This is a genomic window from Bombilactobacillus sp. ESL1187 (assembly GCF_058107155.1).
Map to the genome: position 1 here is coordinate 159725 of NZ_JBYLTZ010000001.1, position 20303 is coordinate 180027.

16 protein-coding genes, 1 tRNA gene and 1 riboswitch are annotated in these 20303 nt (G+C 39.0%); of the genes, 5 read left to right on the plus strand and 12 right to left on the minus strand.

Features of this window, described 5'->3' with window-relative positions; translation table 11 throughout:
* Positions 1-64 precede the first annotated feature (64 nt).
* A complete protein-coding gene (locus tag AC3B5B_RS00860; protein ID WP_489757423.1) occupies positions 65-871 on the minus strand; it encodes a Cof-type HAD-IIB family hydrolase in 807 nt (268 codons plus the stop codon).
* A complete protein-coding gene (locus AC3B5B_RS00865; protein WP_489769073.1) occupies positions 864-1520 on the minus strand; it encodes a sugar O-acetyltransferase in 657 nt (218 codons plus the stop codon). The genes AC3B5B_RS00860 and AC3B5B_RS00865 overlap by 8 nt, the downstream gene beginning before the upstream one ends.
* Before the next feature lie 160 nt (positions 1521-1680).
* Between AC3B5B_RS00865 and glyA the strand changes: the two genes are divergently transcribed.
* Positions 1681-2916: a serine hydroxymethyltransferase gene (gene glyA, locus AC3B5B_RS00870; RefSeq protein ID WP_489769074.1), complete on the plus strand. Its 1236-nt coding sequence runs from the start codon at positions 1681-1683 to the stop codon at positions 2914-2916.
* An 80-nt stretch (positions 2917-2996) separates the two neighbouring features.
* On the opposite strand, the gene AC3B5B_RS00875 is transcribed toward glyA, so the two are convergent.
* Positions 2997-4415, minus strand: coding sequence for a C69 family dipeptidase (locus tag AC3B5B_RS00875; protein WP_489769075.1), 1419 nt, complete (start codon positions 4413-4415; stop codon positions 2997-2999).
* Between the two features lie 154 nt (positions 4416-4569).
* Here AC3B5B_RS00875 and AC3B5B_RS00880 point away from each other — a divergent pair.
* Positions 4570-4642: transfer RNA gene (locus AC3B5B_RS00880), tRNA-Gln, on the plus strand.
* A 200-nt stretch (positions 4643-4842) separates the two neighbouring features.
* Complete coding sequence (locus AC3B5B_RS00885) at positions 4843-5448, plus strand: hypothetical protein (protein WP_489769076.1); 606 nt, start codon at positions 4843-4845, stop codon at positions 5446-5448.
* Between the two features lie 469 nt (positions 5449-5917).
* Here AC3B5B_RS00885 and AC3B5B_RS00890 read toward each other — a convergent pair whose 3' ends face one another.
* Positions 5918-6562 carry a hypothetical protein gene (locus AC3B5B_RS00890; protein WP_489769077.1) on the minus strand — a complete coding sequence of 215 codons (645 nt, stop codon included), beginning with the start codon at positions 6560-6562 and terminating at the stop codon, positions 5918-5920.
* Positions 6563-7543: 981 nt separating this feature from the next.
* Positions 7544-8926 carry an NAD(P)/FAD-dependent oxidoreductase gene (locus AC3B5B_RS00895; RefSeq protein ID WP_489769078.1) on the minus strand — a complete coding sequence of 461 codons (1383 nt, stop codon included), beginning with the start codon at positions 8924-8926 and terminating at the stop codon, positions 7544-7546.
* A 283-nt stretch (positions 8927-9209) separates the two neighbouring features.
* On the opposite strand from AC3B5B_RS00895, the gene AC3B5B_RS00900 reads away from it, so the two are divergent.
* On the plus strand, positions 9210-11621 hold the full coding sequence (locus AC3B5B_RS00900) for a Xaa-Pro dipeptidyl-peptidase (RefSeq protein ID WP_489769079.1): 2412 nt from the start codon (positions 9210-9212) through the stop codon (positions 11619-11621).
* A 34-nt stretch (positions 11622-11655) separates the two neighbouring features.
* Positions 11656-12711, plus strand: a complete 1056-nt coding sequence (locus AC3B5B_RS00905) for a YdcF family protein (protein WP_489757411.1) — start codon at positions 11656-11658, stop codon at positions 12709-12711.
* A gap of 112 nt (positions 12712-12823) precedes the next feature.
* Here the strand turns inward: AC3B5B_RS00905 and AC3B5B_RS00910 are convergent, their stop codons facing one another.
* Genes AC3B5B_RS00910 through lysA form a run of 7 tightly spaced genes read right to left on the minus strand, consistent with a single transcriptional unit; the run spans position 12824 to position 19955 of the window.
* Positions 12824-13873 (minus strand): aspartate-semialdehyde dehydrogenase, encoded by a 1050-nt coding sequence (locus AC3B5B_RS00910; RefSeq protein ID WP_489757410.1) that lies wholly within the window; start codon positions 13871-13873, stop codon positions 12824-12826.
* 23 nt (positions 13874-13896) lie between these two features.
* Complete coding sequence (locus AC3B5B_RS00915) at positions 13897-15078, minus strand: aminotransferase class I/II-fold pyridoxal phosphate-dependent enzyme (RefSeq protein ID WP_489769080.1); 1182 nt, start codon at positions 15076-15078, stop codon at positions 13897-13899.
* A 14-nt stretch (positions 15079-15092) separates the two neighbouring features.
* Positions 15093-15851, minus strand: a complete 759-nt coding sequence (gene dapB, locus AC3B5B_RS00920; RefSeq protein WP_489769081.1) for a 4-hydroxy-tetrahydrodipicolinate reductase — start codon at positions 15849-15851, stop codon at positions 15093-15095.
* Positions 15851-16765, minus strand: a complete 915-nt coding sequence (dapA, locus tag AC3B5B_RS00925; RefSeq protein WP_489757407.1) for a 4-hydroxy-tetrahydrodipicolinate synthase — start codon at positions 16763-16765, stop codon at positions 15851-15853. Before dapA ends, dapB begins: the two co-directional genes overlap by 1 nt.
* Before the next feature lie 11 nt (positions 16766-16776).
* Complete coding sequence (locus AC3B5B_RS00930; RefSeq protein ID WP_489769082.1) at positions 16777-17922, minus strand: N-acetyldiaminopimelate deacetylase; 1146 nt, start codon at positions 17920-17922, stop codon at positions 16777-16779.
* A 5-nt stretch (positions 17923-17927) separates the two neighbouring features.
* Positions 17928-18629: a 2,3,4,5-tetrahydropyridine-2,6-dicarboxylate N-acetyltransferase gene (dapD, locus tag AC3B5B_RS00935; protein ID WP_489769083.1), complete on the minus strand. Its 702-nt coding sequence runs from the start codon at positions 18627-18629 to the stop codon at positions 17928-17930.
* A gap of 6 nt (positions 18630-18635) precedes the next feature.
* Entirely contained in the window at positions 18636-19955 is a 1320-nt protein-coding gene (lysA, locus tag AC3B5B_RS00940) for a diaminopimelate decarboxylase (protein WP_489769084.1), read from the minus strand.
* Positions 19956-20057: 102 nt separating this feature from the next.
* Positions 20058-20237, minus strand: a riboswitch (Lysine riboswitch).
* Positions 20238-20303 lie beyond the last annotated feature (66 nt).

Below are 20303 nucleotides of genomic sequence, written 5' to 3' on the forward strand. Positions count from 1 at the left end.
CACAATTAAGCAATTAAAAAAGCCAACTTTTAACCAAAAGTTGGCTTTTTTAATCACTAAAATATTATAGAACAAACTTTTCAAAGGCTTGCGCAATGCCATCTTGATCATTAGATTGGGTAACATAAGTAGCGTGTTGTTTGGCTAAGTCCGAACCATTCCCCATCGCCACTGCTGTTTGCGCAAAATCGAACATCGGTATATCATTCTGTTCATCACCCATTGCCATTACTTCTTGCGGAGTAAAACCTAATTTTTGACTCAAAGTCTTTAAAGCAATCCCTTTATTAACATCAGCGTGCATTATTTCTAAAAAGTTAGCTGCAGCCCGTACTACATAATTATCCTGACCAAAAGTTTGCTTAACTTCAGCTTCCTGGCGATCTAATTCAGATTTGTCACCCACAAACACTGCTTTAATCATCGTAGTATCATCCGAAACCGCTTGCGGTTGACGAATTAAAATTCCCGCCTGATTTTCCCAAGCTTGAATGACAGTTACCCAATTTACATCTTGGTTACTAGTGTAAATCTGACTATCAGCATCCAGGACATTATAGGCCAAGTGATGTTCTTGGGAATAAGTATCGACCAGTTGATAAGTAGCTTTCGTCAAACCTTTTTGACTAAGTTTTTCACCAGTTACCGATTCAATCACCGCACCATTAAATGTAATAACATATTGATCTGGTTGTTGAATCTTTAATTGGTTTAAAAATCCTTGCACACCAGCTAAGGGGCGGCCCGAGCATAAGACAACTTTCACGCCGTTATTAACTGCTTGACCAATCACTTGAATCGTTGACGCCAATAATTCTCCTTTACTATTTAATAACGTATCATCAACATCAATTGCGACTAATTTAATCATTGCTTTCTCCTTGAATTGTATTTTGCATCTGCTTTTGTGCTTGCCAATAGTCACTGCGCTGTTGGTGCCAATACTGATAGTCTTGCGCATTGATCGTTCGCAGCACGCGAGCGGGATTACCAACCGCGACACTATTTTCTGGAATATCTTTCGTAACTACTGAACCCGCACCAATCACAGAATTCTTGCCAATGGTTACTCCAGGTAAAACACTAACACTCCCACCCAACCAAACATTGTCTTGAATAACGATTGGTTGACCAAACTCCAGTCCTTCTTTACGTACTGCCGGATCCACTGGATGCCCTGCAGTGTACAAGCTGGTATTTGGTCCGATTAGCACATCATTACCAATTGTAATCGAATTAACATCTAAAAAAGTACAATTTTGATTAGCATAAAAATTATCACCAATGAAGACATGGCGCCCATAATCAACATAAACTGGCGGATTAACATACAGATTCTGTCCGGCTTTGCCAAACAACTGATGTTCTAAGGCCACAATTTGTTCAGTTTGATTTAAAGGAACTTGATTAATTTTTTGAGCAATCAATTTGCCCGCCATGGATTGATGTTCTGGTAAAATTTGATCAGAACGATAAAGTTTACCTTGCTGTAATTGTTCATAATCAAAATCAGATTGCATTTTTACACCTCCTGTGGCTAATTATGGCATAGATTGAGGCATTATGAAAACGTCATTATAGTAGTATTAATACTTTCTTAATCTTTTTTTCTTAGAAAACCGTTTTGCGTTTTATTATATAATATAATGATATTAATCATAAATAGTAAGGAGGATTATGATGACAACTTATCAAGAACAAGATCCCCAGTTATGGCAGCTCATTGCTCAAGAACAAGATCGTCAAGAACACAATATTGAACTGATTGCTTCGGAAAATATTGTTTCAAAAGGAGTTTTAGCCGCACAAGGATCCGTTTTAACCAACAAATACGCCGAAGGTTATCCAGGTAAACGCTACTATGGTGGCAATGAATACATTGACCAAATTGAACAATTGGCCATTGACCGCGTGAAAAAGCTTTATCACGCTGATTACGCTAACGTCCAACCACATTCCGGTTCCCAGGCTAATGAAGCTGCTTATCGTGCCTTAATTAAACCTGGTGATCGCGTCCTAGGCATGGACTTAGATGCGGGCGGTCACTTAACTCATGGTTCGAAAGTTAATTTTTCTGGTAAAACTTATGACTTCTATAGTTATGGTGTCGATGACAATGGCTTTTTAGATTATGACCAAGTCCTAAAAGTTGCACAAGAAGTTCAGCCCAAATTAATTGTTGCTGGCGCTTCCGCCTATAGTCGCGTAATTGATTTTCAAAAATTCCGCGATATTGCCGATCAAGTCGGTGCCTTATTAATGGTCGATATGGCCCACATTGCTGGCCTAGTAGCGGTGGGCTTACATCCTAGCCCGGTTGGCGTAGCCGACATTGTAACTTCAACTACACATAAAACGTTACGTGGTCCACGAGGCGGCTTTATTTTAGCCAAGGAACAATATGCCAAAAAGGTTAAAAGTGCGGTTTTCCCAGGAACCCAGGGTGGTCCATTAGAACACGTCATTGCTGCTAAAGCAGTAGCCTTTGGTGAAGCCAGTCAACCGAGTTTTAAAACTTACCAGCAACAAATTCTCAATAATGCCCAAGCCATGGCAGCTGTCTTTAATGCTGATGAACAAGTCAAAGTCTTAACCGGCGGTACCGATAATCACCTAATGACCTTAGATCTAAGTCAAACCAAGTTAAATGGTGCCCAAGTTCAAGATTTATTGGATCAAGTACGCATTACTACTAACAAAGAAGCAATTCCTAATGATCCGCTGCCACCTTCTAAAACATCGGGTCTACGTTTAGGGACACCAGCGATTACTAGTCGCGGTTTTGATGAACAAGATAGCCAATTAACCGCCAAATTAATCTTGCAGGTCATTCACAATGCTGATGATTCCGCACAATTATACCAAGTTAAACAACAAGTGCAAGCATTGACTGCCAAGCATCCAATTCAACGTTAATTTTAAAATAAAAAACTACTTAGTTTAGTAAGGAGGAATTGCTCCTCATTGAACGATTACTAAGTAGTTTTTTATTTTTATCATAAATTCAAATCAGTTTGATAATTTAATGGTGACAAAGCGGTAGAGCGCGTCACTAATTCGGCAATCAATTGTCGATACTGTTGCGCCGCATACTGCGCATTTTCTTGTGAACACTTGGTTAAATAATTTGCTAACATGGACTGATCACTAAACTCCTGCGCCGTACGGTCACTTTGGTGTAAAGCATAATTCAAGTGGGCTGTAATCTTTGTTTGATAATCTTTTAAAAGTGAACCAAATTCATGATAGTGACTATCAACCAAGACACCTGCCAATTTATAAAGCCAATAAGCAGACACACTATCATACTTCAGATCGCCTACTTGATAAAAATCGGGTGTTTCATTCATTCCTAAATAAAATGGCACATAAACACTTTGAGCACTAACTCCCATAGCCAACCACTGAACACAAGCAATGGCTGGACGCCAATTGGGACGAATTTGCAGTAAATGGGATTCTTGAGTTTTCGCCAAACTAATTGGGCGGAATGGATATTCCTGCTGATTTAAAATGTCATACGGTGTTTTTTCATAGTGCGAAGAGAGATACATTTTTGCGTCATCAATACTCAATTTATGTTGTGGGTGATGTAAAAAGGACAAGTTTTCACTCGTAGGCTGTTCATCAGTAACTCCGGAAAATTGTTGCTGCCCCCACCAAACACGGGGTGTATTATAATGTTCATCAAAAGCGGTCTGTGTCCCAAAAATTTGCCGAAAATTAAATCCAGATTTTGCAGGATTCAACTGATGCTCAATCACAAACTCTTTGAGATCATCTTTAAACATAAAATTATAATTATCTTCAAAATCAATTTCTTGAATGGCAACTTGATTGGCGACAACAGCATAACTATCATCAGGAATTCGTTGGGCGGCCCATTGATGACCGCAAACAATTTCCATATACCAAGCTTCTTGTTGGTCAGCAAATAAAACGCCATTGGATTCACAAGTGCCATATTTTTCCACAATACTGCCTAGACGTTCTACTCCTGCCCGGGCGGTTTTGACGTATGGCAAGACACAAGTTACCATTGCTTCTTCACCAATACCATCAGTCACCAAGGGATCGGCTCCTAAAGCGGTCGCATTGGTATAAGTACTTTCGGTGGCGCTCATAGCGACCCCAAATTCATTAAAACCATCCTCTTCAAATAGACCGTTCTTTGAGGTACATTCTGGAGTCGCTGTATATTTAAAGCGTTCTTTAGGCAACGGCATTTGAAAATGATTGGCTTGTGAAACAAATTGTTGTGCAGTCGTAAACTGTTGATGCTGATGCACCAGAAAATGTTTCGGTAACGCGGTATTAGCATCCTCATTGCGTCCAATAATAATTGAACCATCCAGGCTAGCATTTTTACCAATTAAAATACTAGTACAAGCACTGGTTCTATGTGGGGTTTCCATTGTTTGACCTTCTATCTAACATTATTTAATCAACTTATTTTAATTGTAGGCATGTTTATGCAGCAGTGCAACTAATCCCCCAATTAATCTTTAATTTTTCAAATTGCTATTGACACAAACGCCATATTTCGATAGTATATTAATGTTGATTCATTGGGTATTCGCCAAATCGGTAAGGCAACGGACTCTGAATCCGTAATTTGTAGGTTCGAGCCCTACATACCCAATCAGTTCTAAAACGTCAAAATACCAGTCTTTGAGGCTGGTATTTTTATTTTGACTACAAAAACACTACTTTTATTTCACAGTCTTAATATTTTCGTTTTAAAACTTAACTTTGTTACCCTACAATTTTTTATGCATTATATGTATTATTTATAATAAAATTATTATCAATCTAATAATAAAATTCAAATGAGAGAAATAAATGAATAATTCTGATATAAAACTTTCATCTTACAAAAAATTAAGAAATAAGTTTACAAATCCGATAATAGGATGGTATGCAATATATGGGCTTGCAATTATATTCCTTTTATTTCCAATTTGGTTCATAAAAATTAATAATTGCAAAGTCAAGAGTAATTTTATAGTAGTTATTGCGATATTTTGGATAATAGCATTCTTAATATCACTTTATACTACAATAAGTAAGATTAGAACGACTAAACATGCAGTTCAAAAACTATCTGAAATAAGGATAAACAATCCCGAATTATTTAATTTACTACAAGAGAATGCAAAGGGTAGTTCTAACACCCCCATTATAGTTGCAATTATATCCACATGTGTTTCAATAGTTATAGCAACTCTTACATTTATGTCAACATCAATGATTAACGTTAGAGCAATGAATACAACTCAAAAAACTATGGATGACTTAATGACTATATTTGAATATACATTTACAGTAACTATCTTCTCAACAGTATACTTGTTTTATCAAGCAAGTAATAATTATATACTAAAAAAATTATTAGATAATGCTATCATTAATCAAAATAAAATCGATATAAGGTATACAAAAAATTAAAAACGTTAAAATGCCAGTCAAGAGATTGGCATTCTTTATGTTATGGTGCCTTTTAAATTAAATGATAATTAGAGGTCCATAAAATTGGTTAATATTTATTATTATCATCAAGTTCAATATGATGGTGTTATTTTACATCCTGTTAATCCAAATACAAATGATTTTGAATTACAGAAGTAATAATTTGCAAAATTAGTTATCAGAACATTACTAAATCATAAAATGATAGTACCTGGATCTAAGCCATGATAAATCTTTTCCAACTGTTGATTTTTTTATCAGTAATTTCACTAATCGTAATGTTGTTAAATACTTCCACAACAGTCCTCGTAACTTCACCAAGATATTCATGACCGTAAGCTTTATCATTATATTCTTCAACTGTTTAACTGCTAATTTATATTTTACGTCAACTAACTACATCTCCTAATTTTTGTTACAAAAAAGAAAACTGCTAGGTGCTATTCATCTAATATAACTTCTTTCTCATATAAAGTTCCAACGGGATTAGATTAGAATAGAGTAAACAAATATGTGCAGTATGTCCGAAACATCGATATATATTTGACATAGGAATACTTTTAACATTTGATACACCACCTGCATCTATTCTTTCGAACTTTTCTTCATGATCAATATTCCAAATATCTGCTGATGGAACTAATATTAATTTTTTCCTAAGATCCTCAGTTTTTTCTTTATCCGGGTTTTTTATTTTGTCAAAATCATCAAATTTACAAAAGCCAATATACCTAAAACTTCCCGCTTTATTACCAAAATTAGTAGCCCAAAATTCCATTTGCTGATCATTAGAAATAAACTTATTTCCCTTTGATATATGTACAATCGGCTTTTTACATATTGCAATTTTAAGACTAGCAGTTAAGCTTTCCCTAAACTCTTTTCTCTGCTCGTCAACTTGATAATAAACTCCTAAAATAGCTTTCAAAGAGCCTAAACCGCTTGTCCAATCAGCTAAACTACCAATATCAATGTGACTTTTTATATTAAATAAACAAGTTCCTACAACACCGATTATTATTCCAATAATGGTAAAAATAGCAGCAATAGTTAATATTGTTTTATTGCTCCGCTTAAAAAAAATCTTTTTCATATATTTTCACCACCAACACAATCATATAGTCGAGGCAATAAAAATAAGGGGACCATCATGTTTAAAGACGTCTTTATCACAATTATTGCACCAATAATTGTGAGTATAACCAGCCTGTTGTTTGCTGAACTGTTTCACAGCAAACACAATAAAAAGTGAGTTGCTAATTACAACAGCACAAAAAAAGCCATTCCTACCAGCATAGGAATGGCTTTCGTGTCACCGTGCAGACATCTTTATCTACATGGTAATTATAACACGATTATTTAAAAACTAACAACCTGCCGTTTCGGTAAACTTCAAAGAATCCAATTAATGCCTGATCACACTGATTTTACATCATTCACACCAAAATTAAATTGTGGTAAATCCGTTCAGCAATTAAAACCCAAAAAGTAAGATATTCCAGTCAGATCAATCATAATTTCAAGGTTAACGCGATAAACATTAATTACCAAATTGCTAAATTTCTTGCACTAAGCTCCCCTTCATCCAAGCCCTTGCATTGAAGCTTCTAATCAATTCAAATCATTTATGCAAAGGAGTTATCAGATGCCACCGACAACTCCAATCAGCATAACTTTCACCTCCACAGTTTGAATGATTAGGGGTGTGTAGTCACACTTACTGCTAAATCAGATTCTTGTTAGCTAAGCAAGAGCTTTGATCTATTGATTATTCTATCATCAAAGCTCCACTGAATCACGGCGACCTAGTCAGAGAGACAAAAAAAAGTATTCGTTAAGTCCTCCAAAGAGCACCTGTTTGCATCGATCTACCTTCAACCTTACTCTGCAACTGGCAACAAGCATTTCTGTTAAGCAACTTTTATTCCTAACCTCAATAACGCGCAACCAAAAAATGATATGTTTTGCAAATATCAGCCTTCCTTTGCAAAGCATATCATTTTTAAATTAAGAAAATATTCTATGGCTCAATACTTAACACTCAATTGTGTCATGCTTTTTATTACAGCCATTATTATTTAGTAAATTCTGGTTCATTTAAAGCATGTTGGGCAGCTAGATTGAGTAAGCTCCATTGCCGATCGAATCCGGGCTGGAAGAAGAAGTCCGCTTCCGCTAAGTCTTCGACTGTCAATTGGTGTTGAATGGCTAAGGCTAAGACGTTAGCTTGTGCTGTAATATCATAAGTTGACAAGACTGCCCCTCCTAATAGCACATGACTTTGCGGATCAAAGAATAATTGCACGTAGACAGCTGGATTGTCGACACCACTAGGGACATAACTTGGCCGCAAAGTATCTTGGTAAAATGAACTAGCTAGCTGAACTCCTGCACGCTCGGCCGTGCTACTATTCAAACCACTTTGGGCAAAATGATAGTCAAACACACTCAAAGCTGACGAACCCACTACGCCCTTGAACGGCTGTGCCGGTTGTTCTTCAAATAAGTGTTGCACCACATAACGAGCTTCGCGCCGGGCTACCGTCGCTAAGGCAATGGGCATTTTTTGTCTAGCAGCTACCGAGTAAGCTAAGGTTGCATCCCCGATTGCATAAACATCTGGCAAATTAGTCCGCAAATATTCATCCGTTTGAATAAAACCGCGTTCATCTAAAGCAACCGTATCTTGTAACCAGTCAGTTACAGGTTTGACGCCTGCTGCTTGAATGACTAAATCACTGGGATAAGTAGCTTGCTTACTTTTGACGGCCTGAACTTGACCCGCTTGACCACTAAATTCCGTAATCTGGACATTAGTTTGAACATTAACACCTTGATCAGCTAAATGTTGACTTAAGATATCTGTTAACGGGGCATCTAAATACATTCCCAAAGGGCGCGCAATCACGTCTAATAAAGTAACTTTTTTACCAGCTTTCGTGGCGGCTTCCGCAGCTTCAATCCCAATATAACCGGCACCAATGACCGTTACATTTTTAACCATTGGATCTGCTAATTTAGCCTTGATTTTGGTAGCCCAATCTAAGCCCCGCATCAAATAAACATTATCTAAATCAGTTCCTGGAACTGGCAGTGATTTGGGTTGGACACCGGAACTCAAGATTAGTTTATCATAAGCAACCGTTTGACTTTGCCCCGTTGTTACATCTGTTACTGCTACTGTTTTTTGATCACTATTAATCTGAGTCACCTGGTGATTACTTAAAATGTGCACGTTATCTTGCGGGAAACTCTCCGCGCTAAAGTTGCGGACATCATGAACATCAGTCACGCTGTCTTCCAAATACAATTCCATACCGCAAGACATAAACGAAATAAAATCGCCGGCCTCAAATAACGTAATCTCGACCTGATCATGATAACGATTGAGTAATTCCAAGATGGACTGATGACCACCATGAGAAGCACCAACAATTACAACTCTCTTCTTTTCCATAAAAAATCTTCCTTTGAAAAATCAAATTAGTGATCCCATCAAATTGCTATTATTGTAGCAATAATTATTCAATTTAATAACAATTTGAACACCACCATTAAAGTTAGCACATTGAATTATAGTTTTCAAAGTTAAATTGGCCTAACAATTTAAATAGGACCATTTAAAAGCTAAATTAACCAGTAAAAACAATAGCTTGATTTTTATTTTTAAAAATTCATTTAGCTTATTTCACTGTTACTCTATAATAAGAAGCATAACTAACTTGAAAGGAATTTTGGCAATGAAACTTAATCAATTTGGTATTCAACCTACTACTACTGAACAAGAAATTAAAGAACTGCAACAAATCAAATTTCTGTCCAACAGTCAACTACAAAAACCAGCAGCTACACTTTTTGCAGAATTAATCGGTAACTGCTTTCCCGAATTAACTAATCCTAAATTAAAAGTGCAACAATTAGAGAACCTCATGGCCACCCCTAACTTGACTGTTGCCCAATATCTTCAGCAGTACGATTTTGTCTCACCCAATGTTTTTTATAACGTCTACTTTCAATTACTAGGCTTAGAAATTGACCAAGATTTCACCTTAGCGACACCGCAAAAAACGACAGTCAAATTAAATTACCCTGCTTTTGCGCACAATCATTTAACCACTGCGGAAGTTATTCATGGCTTTTACCAACTGTTAATTACACATACCGTCAACGGGCAAACGTATCTCGATGAATTAGCTAGTCGGGGGTACTTTGTTGAATTAATGAAGGAGCAGCAAGTGCCCCAACCGTTATTTTTTAACGGCAAAGCCCAGCCTGTATTTGACACAACACAATTAATTAACGAAGTCGTTTATGTCGAATCCAGTCAAGACACCGACCACGATGGCCAGCGCGATTTACTCAAAGTCGAAATTACGCGCCCTGCAGAAACCAATCACGGACTTAAAGTCCCTGTTTTGTACACGGCTTCACCTTACAACCAAGGTACTAATGATGCCGCCGGTCAAAAATTAACGCACGAAAATATGGGCTATCAAGAACCCAAACAGCCACAAAAATCTACGCTTTCAAATACTCTACCCCAAAATCCGCCCATTCCTGCCCCCCGTAAAATCCTGGGCCACACTACTCAAGCGGAACAGAGTTTCGGTAACCATTTTACGTACAGTTTAAATGATTATTTTCTGGCACGCGGCTTTGCGGTTGTTTATGCTGCTGGTATTGGCACCAAAGATTCCGATGGTTTTCGCACCTGCGGTGATCAACAAGAAACCATCTCGACCACTGCTGTAATTGAGTGGCTTACCGAAACACGTACTGCTTTCACCAATAAAACAGACCAAATTCAAATTAAAGCTTGGTGGTCCAACCATAAGATTGCCATGACGGGCCGGTCATATTTAGGAACCTTAGCGACTGCTGCGGCCACCACTGGCGTTAAAGGCCTAAAAACCATTATTAGTGAAGCTGCAATTTCCAGCTGGTATGACTATTACCGTGAACACGGTCTGGTCGTGGCTCCTGGCGGTTTTCAAGGCGAAGATTGTGACGTTTTAGCTGAGGAAACTTTTTCTCGGCAAAAACAAGCGGGTGATTATCACAAAGTTCAACAGCGCTGGCAACAACATTTACAACAAATCACCCAGGGTCAAGAACGCGAAACTGGTAATTATACTGATTTTTGGGAACAACGCAATTACCGCCATCAAGCCCAAAATATTAAAGCTGACGTTATTTTAGTGCACGGCTTAAATGATTGGAATGTCAAACCTAAAAATGTACAAAAATTGTGGGCCAAATTACGTGATTTGCCAATTACCAAGAAGTTGATTTTACATCAGGGACCCCACATTTATATCAATAATAATCGTTCGCTAGATTTTAACGATATGATGAATCTCTGGTTATCCTACAAACTTTATGATGTGGATAATCAAGCTGACCAGATTTTACCAACTGTGCTCATTCAAGATAATACAGTTCCAGAAACGTGGCACACCTATGAAGACTGGTGCAGTCCAGCTAATCCTGTACAAACTTACTATTTATTAGATCATTATTTAACCAAGCACCAACCACAAGCCATTGAAAAAGCAAGCTTTACTGATCGTTCACATTGTTTTTTGACCTATTACAATAATGCCAAACAATGGCATGACAACTTAATGAATCTCAACTATTCGACCTTAGCCAACAACCGACTAATCTTTTTGAGCGATAACCCTAATGATCAACTAATTATTGATGGTCGTCCCACAGTTCACTTACGGGTTGCTAGTTCTGATAAGCAAGGCTTCTTAAGTTTGCGCTTAGTCGATTTTGGCACCGCACAACGGCTCAAACCACTCCCCACTACTTTGGCTGCCCAAGCCTATGATCAGGGTTATCATTATCATTCAGAAGATTTAAAAGAATACGAATTAGATTCCCAACGAAGCGACTATCAATTAATTTCTTTAGCACATATTAATTTACAAAACCGCCACAGCCCGAGCCAAGTCGAAAGAGTAACTCCCAATCATTTTTATGATATTGACGTGCAGTTGCAACCTACTCATTATAAATTAAGCAAATTTCATCAACTGGGATTAATAATTTATTCCAGTGATTTTGAAATGACCAATCGTCCTAATAGTATTATTGACTATACCTTTGAGTTAAGTCATTGCTCTTTAGATATTCCCCACTTATAATAATGATAATTATATTTTAAAGGGGTCATTTAGTATGCCAACTCATTACTTGCTTTGGGGTCTCTGGTTGATTGTTGTCGGCAGTCTAGTCGGCTTAAGTATTAGTCTGGCTCAAAATAAGTTTCGCTTATTAAACGGTGCCTTGGCTAATATTCTCGTTTTTACGCTCGGAATTGCTTTAATCTTAACCGTTGAAACCATGCATAACCCTTTGCTGTACCAAATCGTCTACTGGATTGTCGCTGCTATCACTACTGCAATTCTGATCTTTTACGCTTCTTTAGGATTGTTACTCCTTTGGAATGCGGTTATTGTCTGGCAACACGAAAGTCATTCATTGGCTAATAATTTGACATTAATTTTAGGACTAGTACTTGTTAGCATTCCTATTATTAAATTATGTACGCGCCATTTTCTATCGCCGACTTTCTTTAATTTATATAAGCACATTGTTATACCCATCGTTGGCTATGTTGTTTTTTGGTTTTTAGCCTTTGTAACTTCTTTTTTAATCACAAGGCTCTATCGACCACGCTTCAATCAAGATTACATTATTATTTTAGGTGCGGGATTATTACACGGTGATCAAGTTTCGCCCCTGTTAGCAGCGCGAATCAATGTAGCTTTAAATTTTGCGCAGAAACAATTTCAAAAAACAGGCTACTTTCCGTTAATCATTTGTTCCGGCGGCCAAGGAACAGACGAAACGATCCCTGAAGGTCGTGCTATGAAAAATTATGTTTTACACCAAGGTATTGCGCCGCAAAATGTGCTGAGTGAGGAACAATCACGTACTACGTATGAGAATATGCTTTTTTCGAAAAAAATTTTACAAGCCAAACACATCAATTTACAAAATGGTATTTTTGCCACCAGTGACTATCATACCTTTCGTGCAGCCGGTTACGCTCGTTATGTTGGCTTAAATATCACTGGTATTGGTGCGAAAACGAGTCACTTTTTTGTGCCAAATGCTTTTTTACGGGAATATTTGGCCCTGTTAAATAATCATAAAAAATTTCATATTATTTGTTTGAGTTTGATTTTAGTAGGTTCACTTTTTGATGTTTGGGCAGTCCTAACCAATTAACCATTAACCCAAATATTTGCTTCAAAGCTGAACATTTAATCATATGTAATAAAAAGTAGCTAGTAACAATCATCATCCTGTGACTGTTACTAGCTACTTTTTATCGCTTAACTTATAACAATTGATCTTCAATCAAACATTGCGCAATTTGGACAGCATTCCAAGCAGCACCCTTTAATAGATTGTCAGCAACCACCCACAAGTTAAAGGCTCCCGGATTTTCTGAATCTGCACGCAAGCGTCCAACAAACGTTTCCCGCTTACCAGCAGCCGTAAGTGGCTGCGGATAAAGTTGCTGTTGAGGATCATCTTGGACAACCACACCGGGTGCTTGTACTAACAGTTCACGTAATTGGTTCGCAGTAGCACTTGTATCTTTGACAGTGAAATAGACTGATTCACCATGACCAATCGCTACCGGTACCCGAACACAAGTTGCTGTGACTTTGAGTTGAGAATCGTCCATATCTTCTCGTAAAATCTTTTTAGTTTCATGAATCATTTTCCATTCTTCATGGGTATAACCAGAGTCCTCAAATACATCAATCTGTGGTAATAAATTAAACGCTTGCGGATAATGTTTACGATCACCCTTGGTTGGTAAAATTTCCGCGGTTAAAGGTTCATTATTTAAATACTGTCGAGTTTGGGTTAATAACTCATTTAAAGCGGATTGTCCCGCACCAGAAACTGCTTGATAAGTGGAAACAATCACTTGTTGCAAACCAAATTTTCGATCAATGGGAGCTAAAGCCATTAACATTTGAATCGTGGAGCAATTAGGATTAGCAATAATGCCATGGTGATGCGCCAAAGCAGTTCGATTAACTTCTGGAATCACCAGAGGTACCTCGGGATCCATCCGAAAGGCACTGGTATTATCTACACAAATCGCTCCAGCAGCTACCGCATGCGGCAGTAAACGTTTGGAGACTGCGCCACCAGCTGAAGATAAAACCAAATCAACGTTTTTAAACGAATCTTCGGTCGCTTCTTGAACGGAACATGTGGTCTCACGAAAATGTAATTTTTTACCAACTGAGCGTTTAGAAGCTAATAATTTTAAATTTTTTACTGGAATTTGTGTTTGTGCTAATTGTTCAATCATTCTGGTACCCACGGCACCAGTAGCTCCTAAAATTGCTACATTGTACTCTTTCATCTTTTCAATCTCCTAATTACTTTTTACTTCAGTAACCAATCACGCATTTGCTGGACCGCTTGCTGTAATTTCTCTTGACTAGCAGCAAAGGAAAAGCGAATGTAGCCTTGACCTGCTTGGCCAAATGCTCGCCCGGGCGTACAGCCAACTTTGGCTTTTTGCGCTAACAACCGCGCAAATGCTAAATCATCATCACCAAAGCGAGCCGGTATTTTGGCAAACATATAAAATGCTCCTTGCGGTTTGATTGGGGTAAAACCCAAATTAGTTAACTCTTGGAACAAGTAATCGCGCCGCTGTTGGTACAAGTTTACTGCTTGCTGGGGATCTGCATCGCCTTGAATTTGCAGTGCTTCAGTCGCCGCCGCTTGTGACGGATTGGGCGGACAAGTTACTAAAAAGCCGTGCATTTTGGCAATTAATTGAATCCAAGGTGCTGGTGCTACCACATATCCAGCCCGGTAACCGGTCATCGCATGTGATTTTGATAAACCATTAACTAACACGGTGCGTTCACTAGCAAATTGGGCAATTGACTCGTGTTGACAGTGGTCATACGTCAATTCACTATAAATTTCATCAGCAATAATCCCTAGATGATAGTTGCGACTAAGCTGCGCCAATTGCTGCAATTGTTGATGTGAATATTCTTGACCAGTAGGATTTCCCGGGTAATTTAAAATTAAAAATTTAGCATTCGGATGTTTATTTAGAGTAGCTGCTAATTGCTCCATTGCCAAAGTAAAATTAGTGGGCGCAGTGTTAATTTCTATCATCTTGGCTCCTGCCAATTTTAATAGTGGAAAATACAATGCGTATGTGGGTGTTGGGATTAAGACTTCATCACCTGGATTAACTAAAGCAAAAATCGTTGCTGTCAACGCCTCGGTTGCCCCAACTGTGGCAATGATTTCCGTTTCTGGGTCGTACTCTAATTCGTATTTGCGTTTTAAATATGCACTAATAGCTTGCCGCAATGCAACTGTCCCTTTTTGTGGCGAATAATGTGATTCATTTCGTTGAATACTAGCAATTGCCGCTTGTTGTACATGCAATGGTGTATCCAAATCTGGTTCGCCTAACGTTAATTTCAAAATTCCCGGAATATCGGAAATTTCTTGATCAAATTGTCGAATTGCTGAAGGTTCAATGGCCGCTAAGGTTTGATTACCTGCTGATTGTAAATCATCTGCTAATTGTGGCATGCTATTAACTTCCTCTATAAAATATTTTCTAAGCCCCAAACTAGTTGAGTCAATTGTGGCACCTTGTCTAAGGCCACATCAACGCCGCGCATAAATGAACTGCGATCAAACGAATCTTGACGAATACTCAAAGCTTCACCTGGTCCGCCAAATAAAACTTCCTCGTGAGCTACATAACCCGGTAAGCGAACTGCATGAATGGCTACGCCCTCATGATCTAACCCTCGAGCCGCTTGGGCAAAAGTTGGATTAGAACGTGCTACTTTACGACCAGCTTGAATCTTGCGTGCCGTATTCAAAGCGGTGGCTGAAGGAGCATCTTTTTTATCTGCATGATGCAGTTCAATCACTTCTGCGTCTGGGAAATATTCAGCCGCCATTTGGGCAAAACGTAACAACAACACCGCCGATAAACCAAAATTAGGGGCAATCAAACCGCCTAAACTTTGTTGTTGTGCTAAATTTGTGAGTTCTTGAACTTGTTGTTCATCTAAACCACTAGTTCCAATAATTGGTCGCATTTGGTGATTTAATGCAAATTGCGTATTTTCAAAGACGGCTTGCGGCGTCGTAAAATCTAGCCATAAATCATAAGTTTGGTCAATTTGTTCCAATTTAGTAAAGCGTTGCGTCGTGGAACTGAGTTCTAAATCAGTTGTGTCAGCTTGGGGCGCCAAAATGGCCGACACTTCATAATTGGACTTATTTTGAACTAATTGAACTGCTTGTTGACCCATTTTGCCCGTCGCACCAGCTACTAAAACTTTATACATTATTTATCCTCTTCCAAGTCAAAACTTAAATTATCACTTAATTGCTGAACTCCTAACGCTTGGGCCACCTGCGCTTCTTGATCAGACGTTAAAGTTGCAATTGGTAACCGACAACTCCCCGTTGTAAAACCTTGAGCATTTAAACTAGCTTTAACAGCAGACGGTGATGGATACATAAATAACGCATGCATCTTAGGGGTTAACAACCGTTGCCAAGCTCCAGCTTGCGCCACATCACCCGCAGCTAAAGCCGCATACATTTTTGTCATTTCTCTTCCATATAAATGGCTGGCTACTGAAATAACTCCTTTGGCGCCTAATACTTTTGCTGTCAAAGCTTGTTCATCTTCGCCAGTGTAAACGGCAAAGTCTTGGGGTACTGCTTGAATAATGGCTTGTAAATCCGTTAAGTTTTCACATTCCTTAACGCCAATAATATTCTTATTATGTGCTAAATGAATAACGGTTTCTGGTCGCATGCTAACACCAGTCCGCCCTGGAATATTGTAAATCACAATTGGTAACGGACTTTGAGCTGCTATGGCCTCATAATGGGCAATCATGCCGCGTTGGTCAGGCTTATTGTAATAAGGAACTACTACTAAAACGGCATCAATTCCGGGAATTTGCCCGACTTGCTTGGTAAAATCAATCGTCGCTTGTGTGTCATTAGAACCACTACCAGCCACAATCGGTACGCGACCATTGATGGTCTGACTAAAATGTCGGTACAAAGCTAATTTTTCTTCATTAGACATCGTAGCTACTTCGCCCGTAGTTCCGCCAACAATGAAACCTTGACTACCAGTCTGTAGTAAATGCTCAATCAATTGATCCAAACCGTCAAAATCAATTTGATTATCTTCAGTAAAAGGTGTCACAATCGCTGTCATTAATTCTACTTGTTCAAACATTATTCTTCCTCCTATTGTCCCATTCTCTGTTCCAAAAACTTCCGGCCCACGCGTACACCTACTGCCAAAGCCGCTTCATTCGGCTGCAATTGGGCAGTATGTAAACTCGCAGAACTCTGCACTCCCAACCAAAACATTACACCAGGAAAATGATGCAACAAATACCCAAAATCTTCACCAGTCATAGCTGGTTTGGTTTCTACCAATTCAATCTGTGAATCGCTTTGGCAAGAATCCATAAACAATTTGGTTAACTGCGGATCATTGACTACTGGCAAATAGCCCCCTTGATTAAGTTTTAACTGAACTTGCACATCAAAACTTCGCGCAATGCCATGAGCTATATCATCTAGCCGTTGCCCAATTTTTACAATCATGGGTTGATCCAACCCCCGAATTGTCCCAGCTAAATGGGCACGACCAGCAATAATATTCCGAATTGTTCCAGCGTTCAGCTGACCAAAAGTAACTACCCCACTGGCTAGGGGATCAATATTGCGAGCTACTATTGTTTGAGCTTGGTTAACAAACTCTGCGGCCGCCACAATCGCATCATGAGCTTTTTGGGGAGCAGCTGCATGCCCACCTTCGCCAATAAAATCAACATCAACCTCGGTAGTTCCAGCAAATAATGTGCCCTGGCAACAACCGATTTGGCCGACTTTCAAATCGGGATTAACATGCAAGGCATAAAATTCGTCTGGCCGAAATTGCCCGGTAAATACACCTGATTTTTCTGCTATAACTGCACCACTATCACTTTCTTCCGCTGGTTGAAAGAAGAATACTAAATTATCTTGTGGTTGATGCTCCGCAAAATATGCTAAAATCCCCAAAGCAATCGTTAAATGAAAATCATGCCCACAAGCATGCATGACACCAGCATGCTTAGATTGATAGCTTAAGTTAGTTGCTTCGGTCAATGGTAAGCCATCCATATCTGCCCGATAACCCAAAGTTCTTTTCGGATCCGTACCTTGAACATGAACCAAAATGGCCGTTGGTAATTGACTAATCGTTTGTACTGTTAGATATTGCTGTGGTAATTGCGCAATAATTTGTCTTAAGTAGGCAGACGTTTGCGTTTCTTTTAAAGCTAGTTCGGGGATTTGGTGCAAGTGGCGCCGAATTTGAATTAAATCTTCATTTAATAGCATTAATTTCACAACTTTCGTAAGTCAGATTCTAAACCGGTTTTTTGCTGTGTTTGAGTATCAACTTGTTTAATCACTTTCGCCGGTACTCCCGCTACCACACTATTGGCAGCCACATCCTGGGTCACTATTGCTCCGGCTGCTACAACTGCATGCGATCCAATTTTCACCCCCTCTAAAACTACAGCATTAGCACCAATTAAAACATCATCACCGATAACAACGGGCTGGGCAGAAGCCGGTTCAATCACACCAGCAATCACAGCGTTGGCTCCGACATGAACCCGTTGACCGATCTGAGCGCGCCCACCGATGACTGTGCCCATATCAATCATGGTTTCGGCACCAATTTGAGCACCAATATTGATCACGGCACCCATCATCACCACGGCCTGATCACCAATTTGTACGTGATCACGAATCAAAGCTCCAGGTTCAATCCGCGCATTAACATTCTGAATATCTAACAAAGGCACCGCTGAGTTACGCGCTGTTACTGTTAAATGTTGAGCTGTAATGACGCTTTGGTTAACTTGTAAAAATTCTTGCACCTGAGCATAATCGCCATAAATAACTCCGACTTGCTCGCCAACAAAACTTTCAACCCCAGCTATCGCTTGTAACTTAGATAAATCGCCCTTAATTACTACTTGCACCGGCGTTTTCTTGGGTGCTTGACTAATAAAATTAATAATTTCTTGTGTATTCATCACAAATCACTCTTCTCCAGTTACTTGATAATCTTGATCTAAACGAAGTAAATCCATCGGTGTTTCTCGTTTGACAACTACTTGGCTATGCCCACGTTCGGCAAAAACCACTGCCGGACGTGCTACGCGGTTATAGTTGGAAGCCATTGAATAACCATAAGCACCCGTATCTAAGATTGCTACAATATCGCCCGGCTGCGTTGGCGGTAAAGGTTGATTCTTAACTAAGATATCACCAGATTCACAATAACGTCCTGCAATAGTTACCGTTTGCGTCGTTTTAGCTTGTGGTGCTTTAGCTAACACAGCAGTATAATCCGCTTGGTATAAAGCGGGGCGAATATTATCACCCATGCCCCCATCTACCGTGACAAAATTACAAATCCCAGCCACTTTTTTATGGGTTCCAATTGAATAAAGACTGACTCCGGCGGCCCCGACTAAAGAACGTCCCGGTTCAATCCAAATTTCTGGTAAAGGTTGTGAAGCTAATGGCCAAGCTTGTTGTAATGTTTGAACAATGGCTTGAACAAATTGCTTAGGCGCCAAATCCTCGTCACTTGCAACATACTGAATACCAAAGCCGCCGCCAAGATTTAAGACTTGTGGTACAAATTGAAATTTTTGGTACCAACTGGCGACTAACTGACATAACTTTTTAACTAACAATTCAAAACCTTCAACAGCCATGATTTGGGAACCGATATGGGCATGTAAACCAATAACTTGTAATTGTGGTTCTGCCAAAGCCTGTTGTAAGGCAGCTTGTGCTTGCTGTGATTGCACATCAAAGCCAAACTTGCTGTCAATTTGCCCAGTTTGATCATATTCATGGGTATGTGCTGAAATGCCGGGCGTAATGCGTAGCATAATCGCCACTTTTCGCTGAGGATAACTTTCGTGTAGCAATTGTGTCAACATGTTTAATTCATCAAAATTGTCAACAATGATGACTCCAATCTGATTTTGCACGGCGTAATTTAATTCTGCTAATGATTTATTATTACCATGAAAACTAATCTGCGCGGCGGGAAATCCGGCTTGTAATGCCGTCATCATTTCTCCTAAAGAAACTACATCAACATGTACTTGTTCTTGTTGCATCACTTGATAAATAGCTTTCACAGCAAAAGCTTTGCTGGCATAACTAATCGTGGCGTTAACGCCGGCTTGTTGAAAAGCTTGCTTAAATTGATGAACTTGTTGCCGAATTTGGGCGACATCATACACAACCAATGGTGTTTGATATTTATGTGCTAAATCCAGGGCATCGCAGCCCCCGATTGTCAAATGTCCTTGCGCGTTTAATGCCATTGCTGACTGCATGATTGCGACCTCCAGTAAAAATAAAAATTAATAATAAAAAAGGTCCTTTTGCTCGCTTTCGAACAAAAGAACCCATCATTCATTGCTAAAATTATGGCATTAGTTTGTCGTAAGCGCTCCGTAGAGATATTTTTCTACGACAGTCCATAATTTATTCAATTATGTCCCAGAATTTAAGCCCCGGCCTTTGGACTTAATCCTTCGGCAATCGCCCCTTTCACTATATTCTCAGCTGACCAGCTCCTATAGTTACTCTTGTTGATTGCGACCTCTTCGATATGTAAAATATTATAATTAATTAAAATATTTGTCAAGCTATTTTAATTTATTTCGGCAGATAGTTAAAAA

What these genes read in the sequence shown, in the direction of transcription:
- AC3B5B_RS00900 (WP_489769079.1), top strand. Translation starts at nt 9,210, where the DNA reads ATGAAACTTAATCAATTTGGTATTCAACCTACTACTACTGAACAAGAA.
- dapA (WP_489757407.1), bottom strand. Translation starts at nt 16,765, where the DNA reads ATGTTTGAACAAGTAGAATTAATGACAGCGATTGTGACACCTTTTACT.
- AC3B5B_RS00890 (WP_489769077.1), bottom strand. Translation starts at nt 6,562, where the DNA reads ATGAAAAAGATTTTTTTTAAGCGGAGCAATAAAACAATATTAACTATT.
- lysA (WP_489769084.1), bottom strand. Translation starts at nt 19,955, where the DNA reads ATGCAGTCAGCAATGGCATTAAACGCGCAAGGACATTTGACAATCGGG.
- dapB (WP_489769081.1), bottom strand. Translation starts at nt 15,851, where the DNA reads ATGTATAAAGTTTTAGTAGCTGGTGCGACGGGCAAAATGGGTCAACAA.
- dapD (WP_489769083.1), bottom strand. Translation starts at nt 18,629, where the DNA reads ATGAATACACAAGAAATTATTAATTTTATTAGTCAAGCACCCAAGAAA.
- AC3B5B_RS00875 (WP_489769075.1), bottom strand. Translation starts at nt 4,415, where the DNA reads ATGGAAACCCCACATAGAACCAGTGCTTGTACTAGTATTTTAATTGGT.
- AC3B5B_RS00860 (WP_489757423.1), bottom strand. Translation starts at nt 871, where the DNA reads ATGATTAAATTAGTCGCAATTGATGTTGATGATACGTTATTAAATAGT.
- AC3B5B_RS00885 (WP_489769076.1), top strand. Translation starts at nt 4,843, where the DNA reads ATGAATAATTCTGATATAAAACTTTCATCTTACAAAAAATTAAGAAAT.
- glyA (WP_489769074.1), top strand. Translation starts at nt 1,681, where the DNA reads ATGACAACTTATCAAGAACAAGATCCCCAGTTATGGCAGCTCATTGCT.
- AC3B5B_RS00905 (WP_489757411.1), top strand. Translation starts at nt 11,656, where the DNA reads ATGCCAACTCATTACTTGCTTTGGGGTCTCTGGTTGATTGTTGTCGGC.
- AC3B5B_RS00910 (WP_489757410.1), bottom strand. Translation starts at nt 13,873, where the DNA reads ATGAAAGAGTACAATGTAGCAATTTTAGGAGCTACTGGTGCCGTGGGT.
- AC3B5B_RS00865 (WP_489769073.1), bottom strand. Translation starts at nt 1,520, where the DNA reads ATGCAATCTGATTTTGATTATGAACAATTACAGCAAGGTAAACTTTAT.
- AC3B5B_RS00895 (WP_489769078.1), bottom strand. Translation starts at nt 8,926, where the DNA reads ATGGAAAAGAAGAGAGTTGTAATTGTTGGTGCTTCTCATGGTGGTCAT.
- AC3B5B_RS00915 (WP_489769080.1), bottom strand. Translation starts at nt 15,078, where the DNA reads ATGCCACAATTAGCAGATGATTTACAATCAGCAGGTAATCAAACCTTA.
- AC3B5B_RS00930 (WP_489769082.1), bottom strand. Translation starts at nt 17,922, where the DNA reads ATGCTATTAAATGAAGATTTAATTCAAATTCGGCGCCACTTGCACCAA.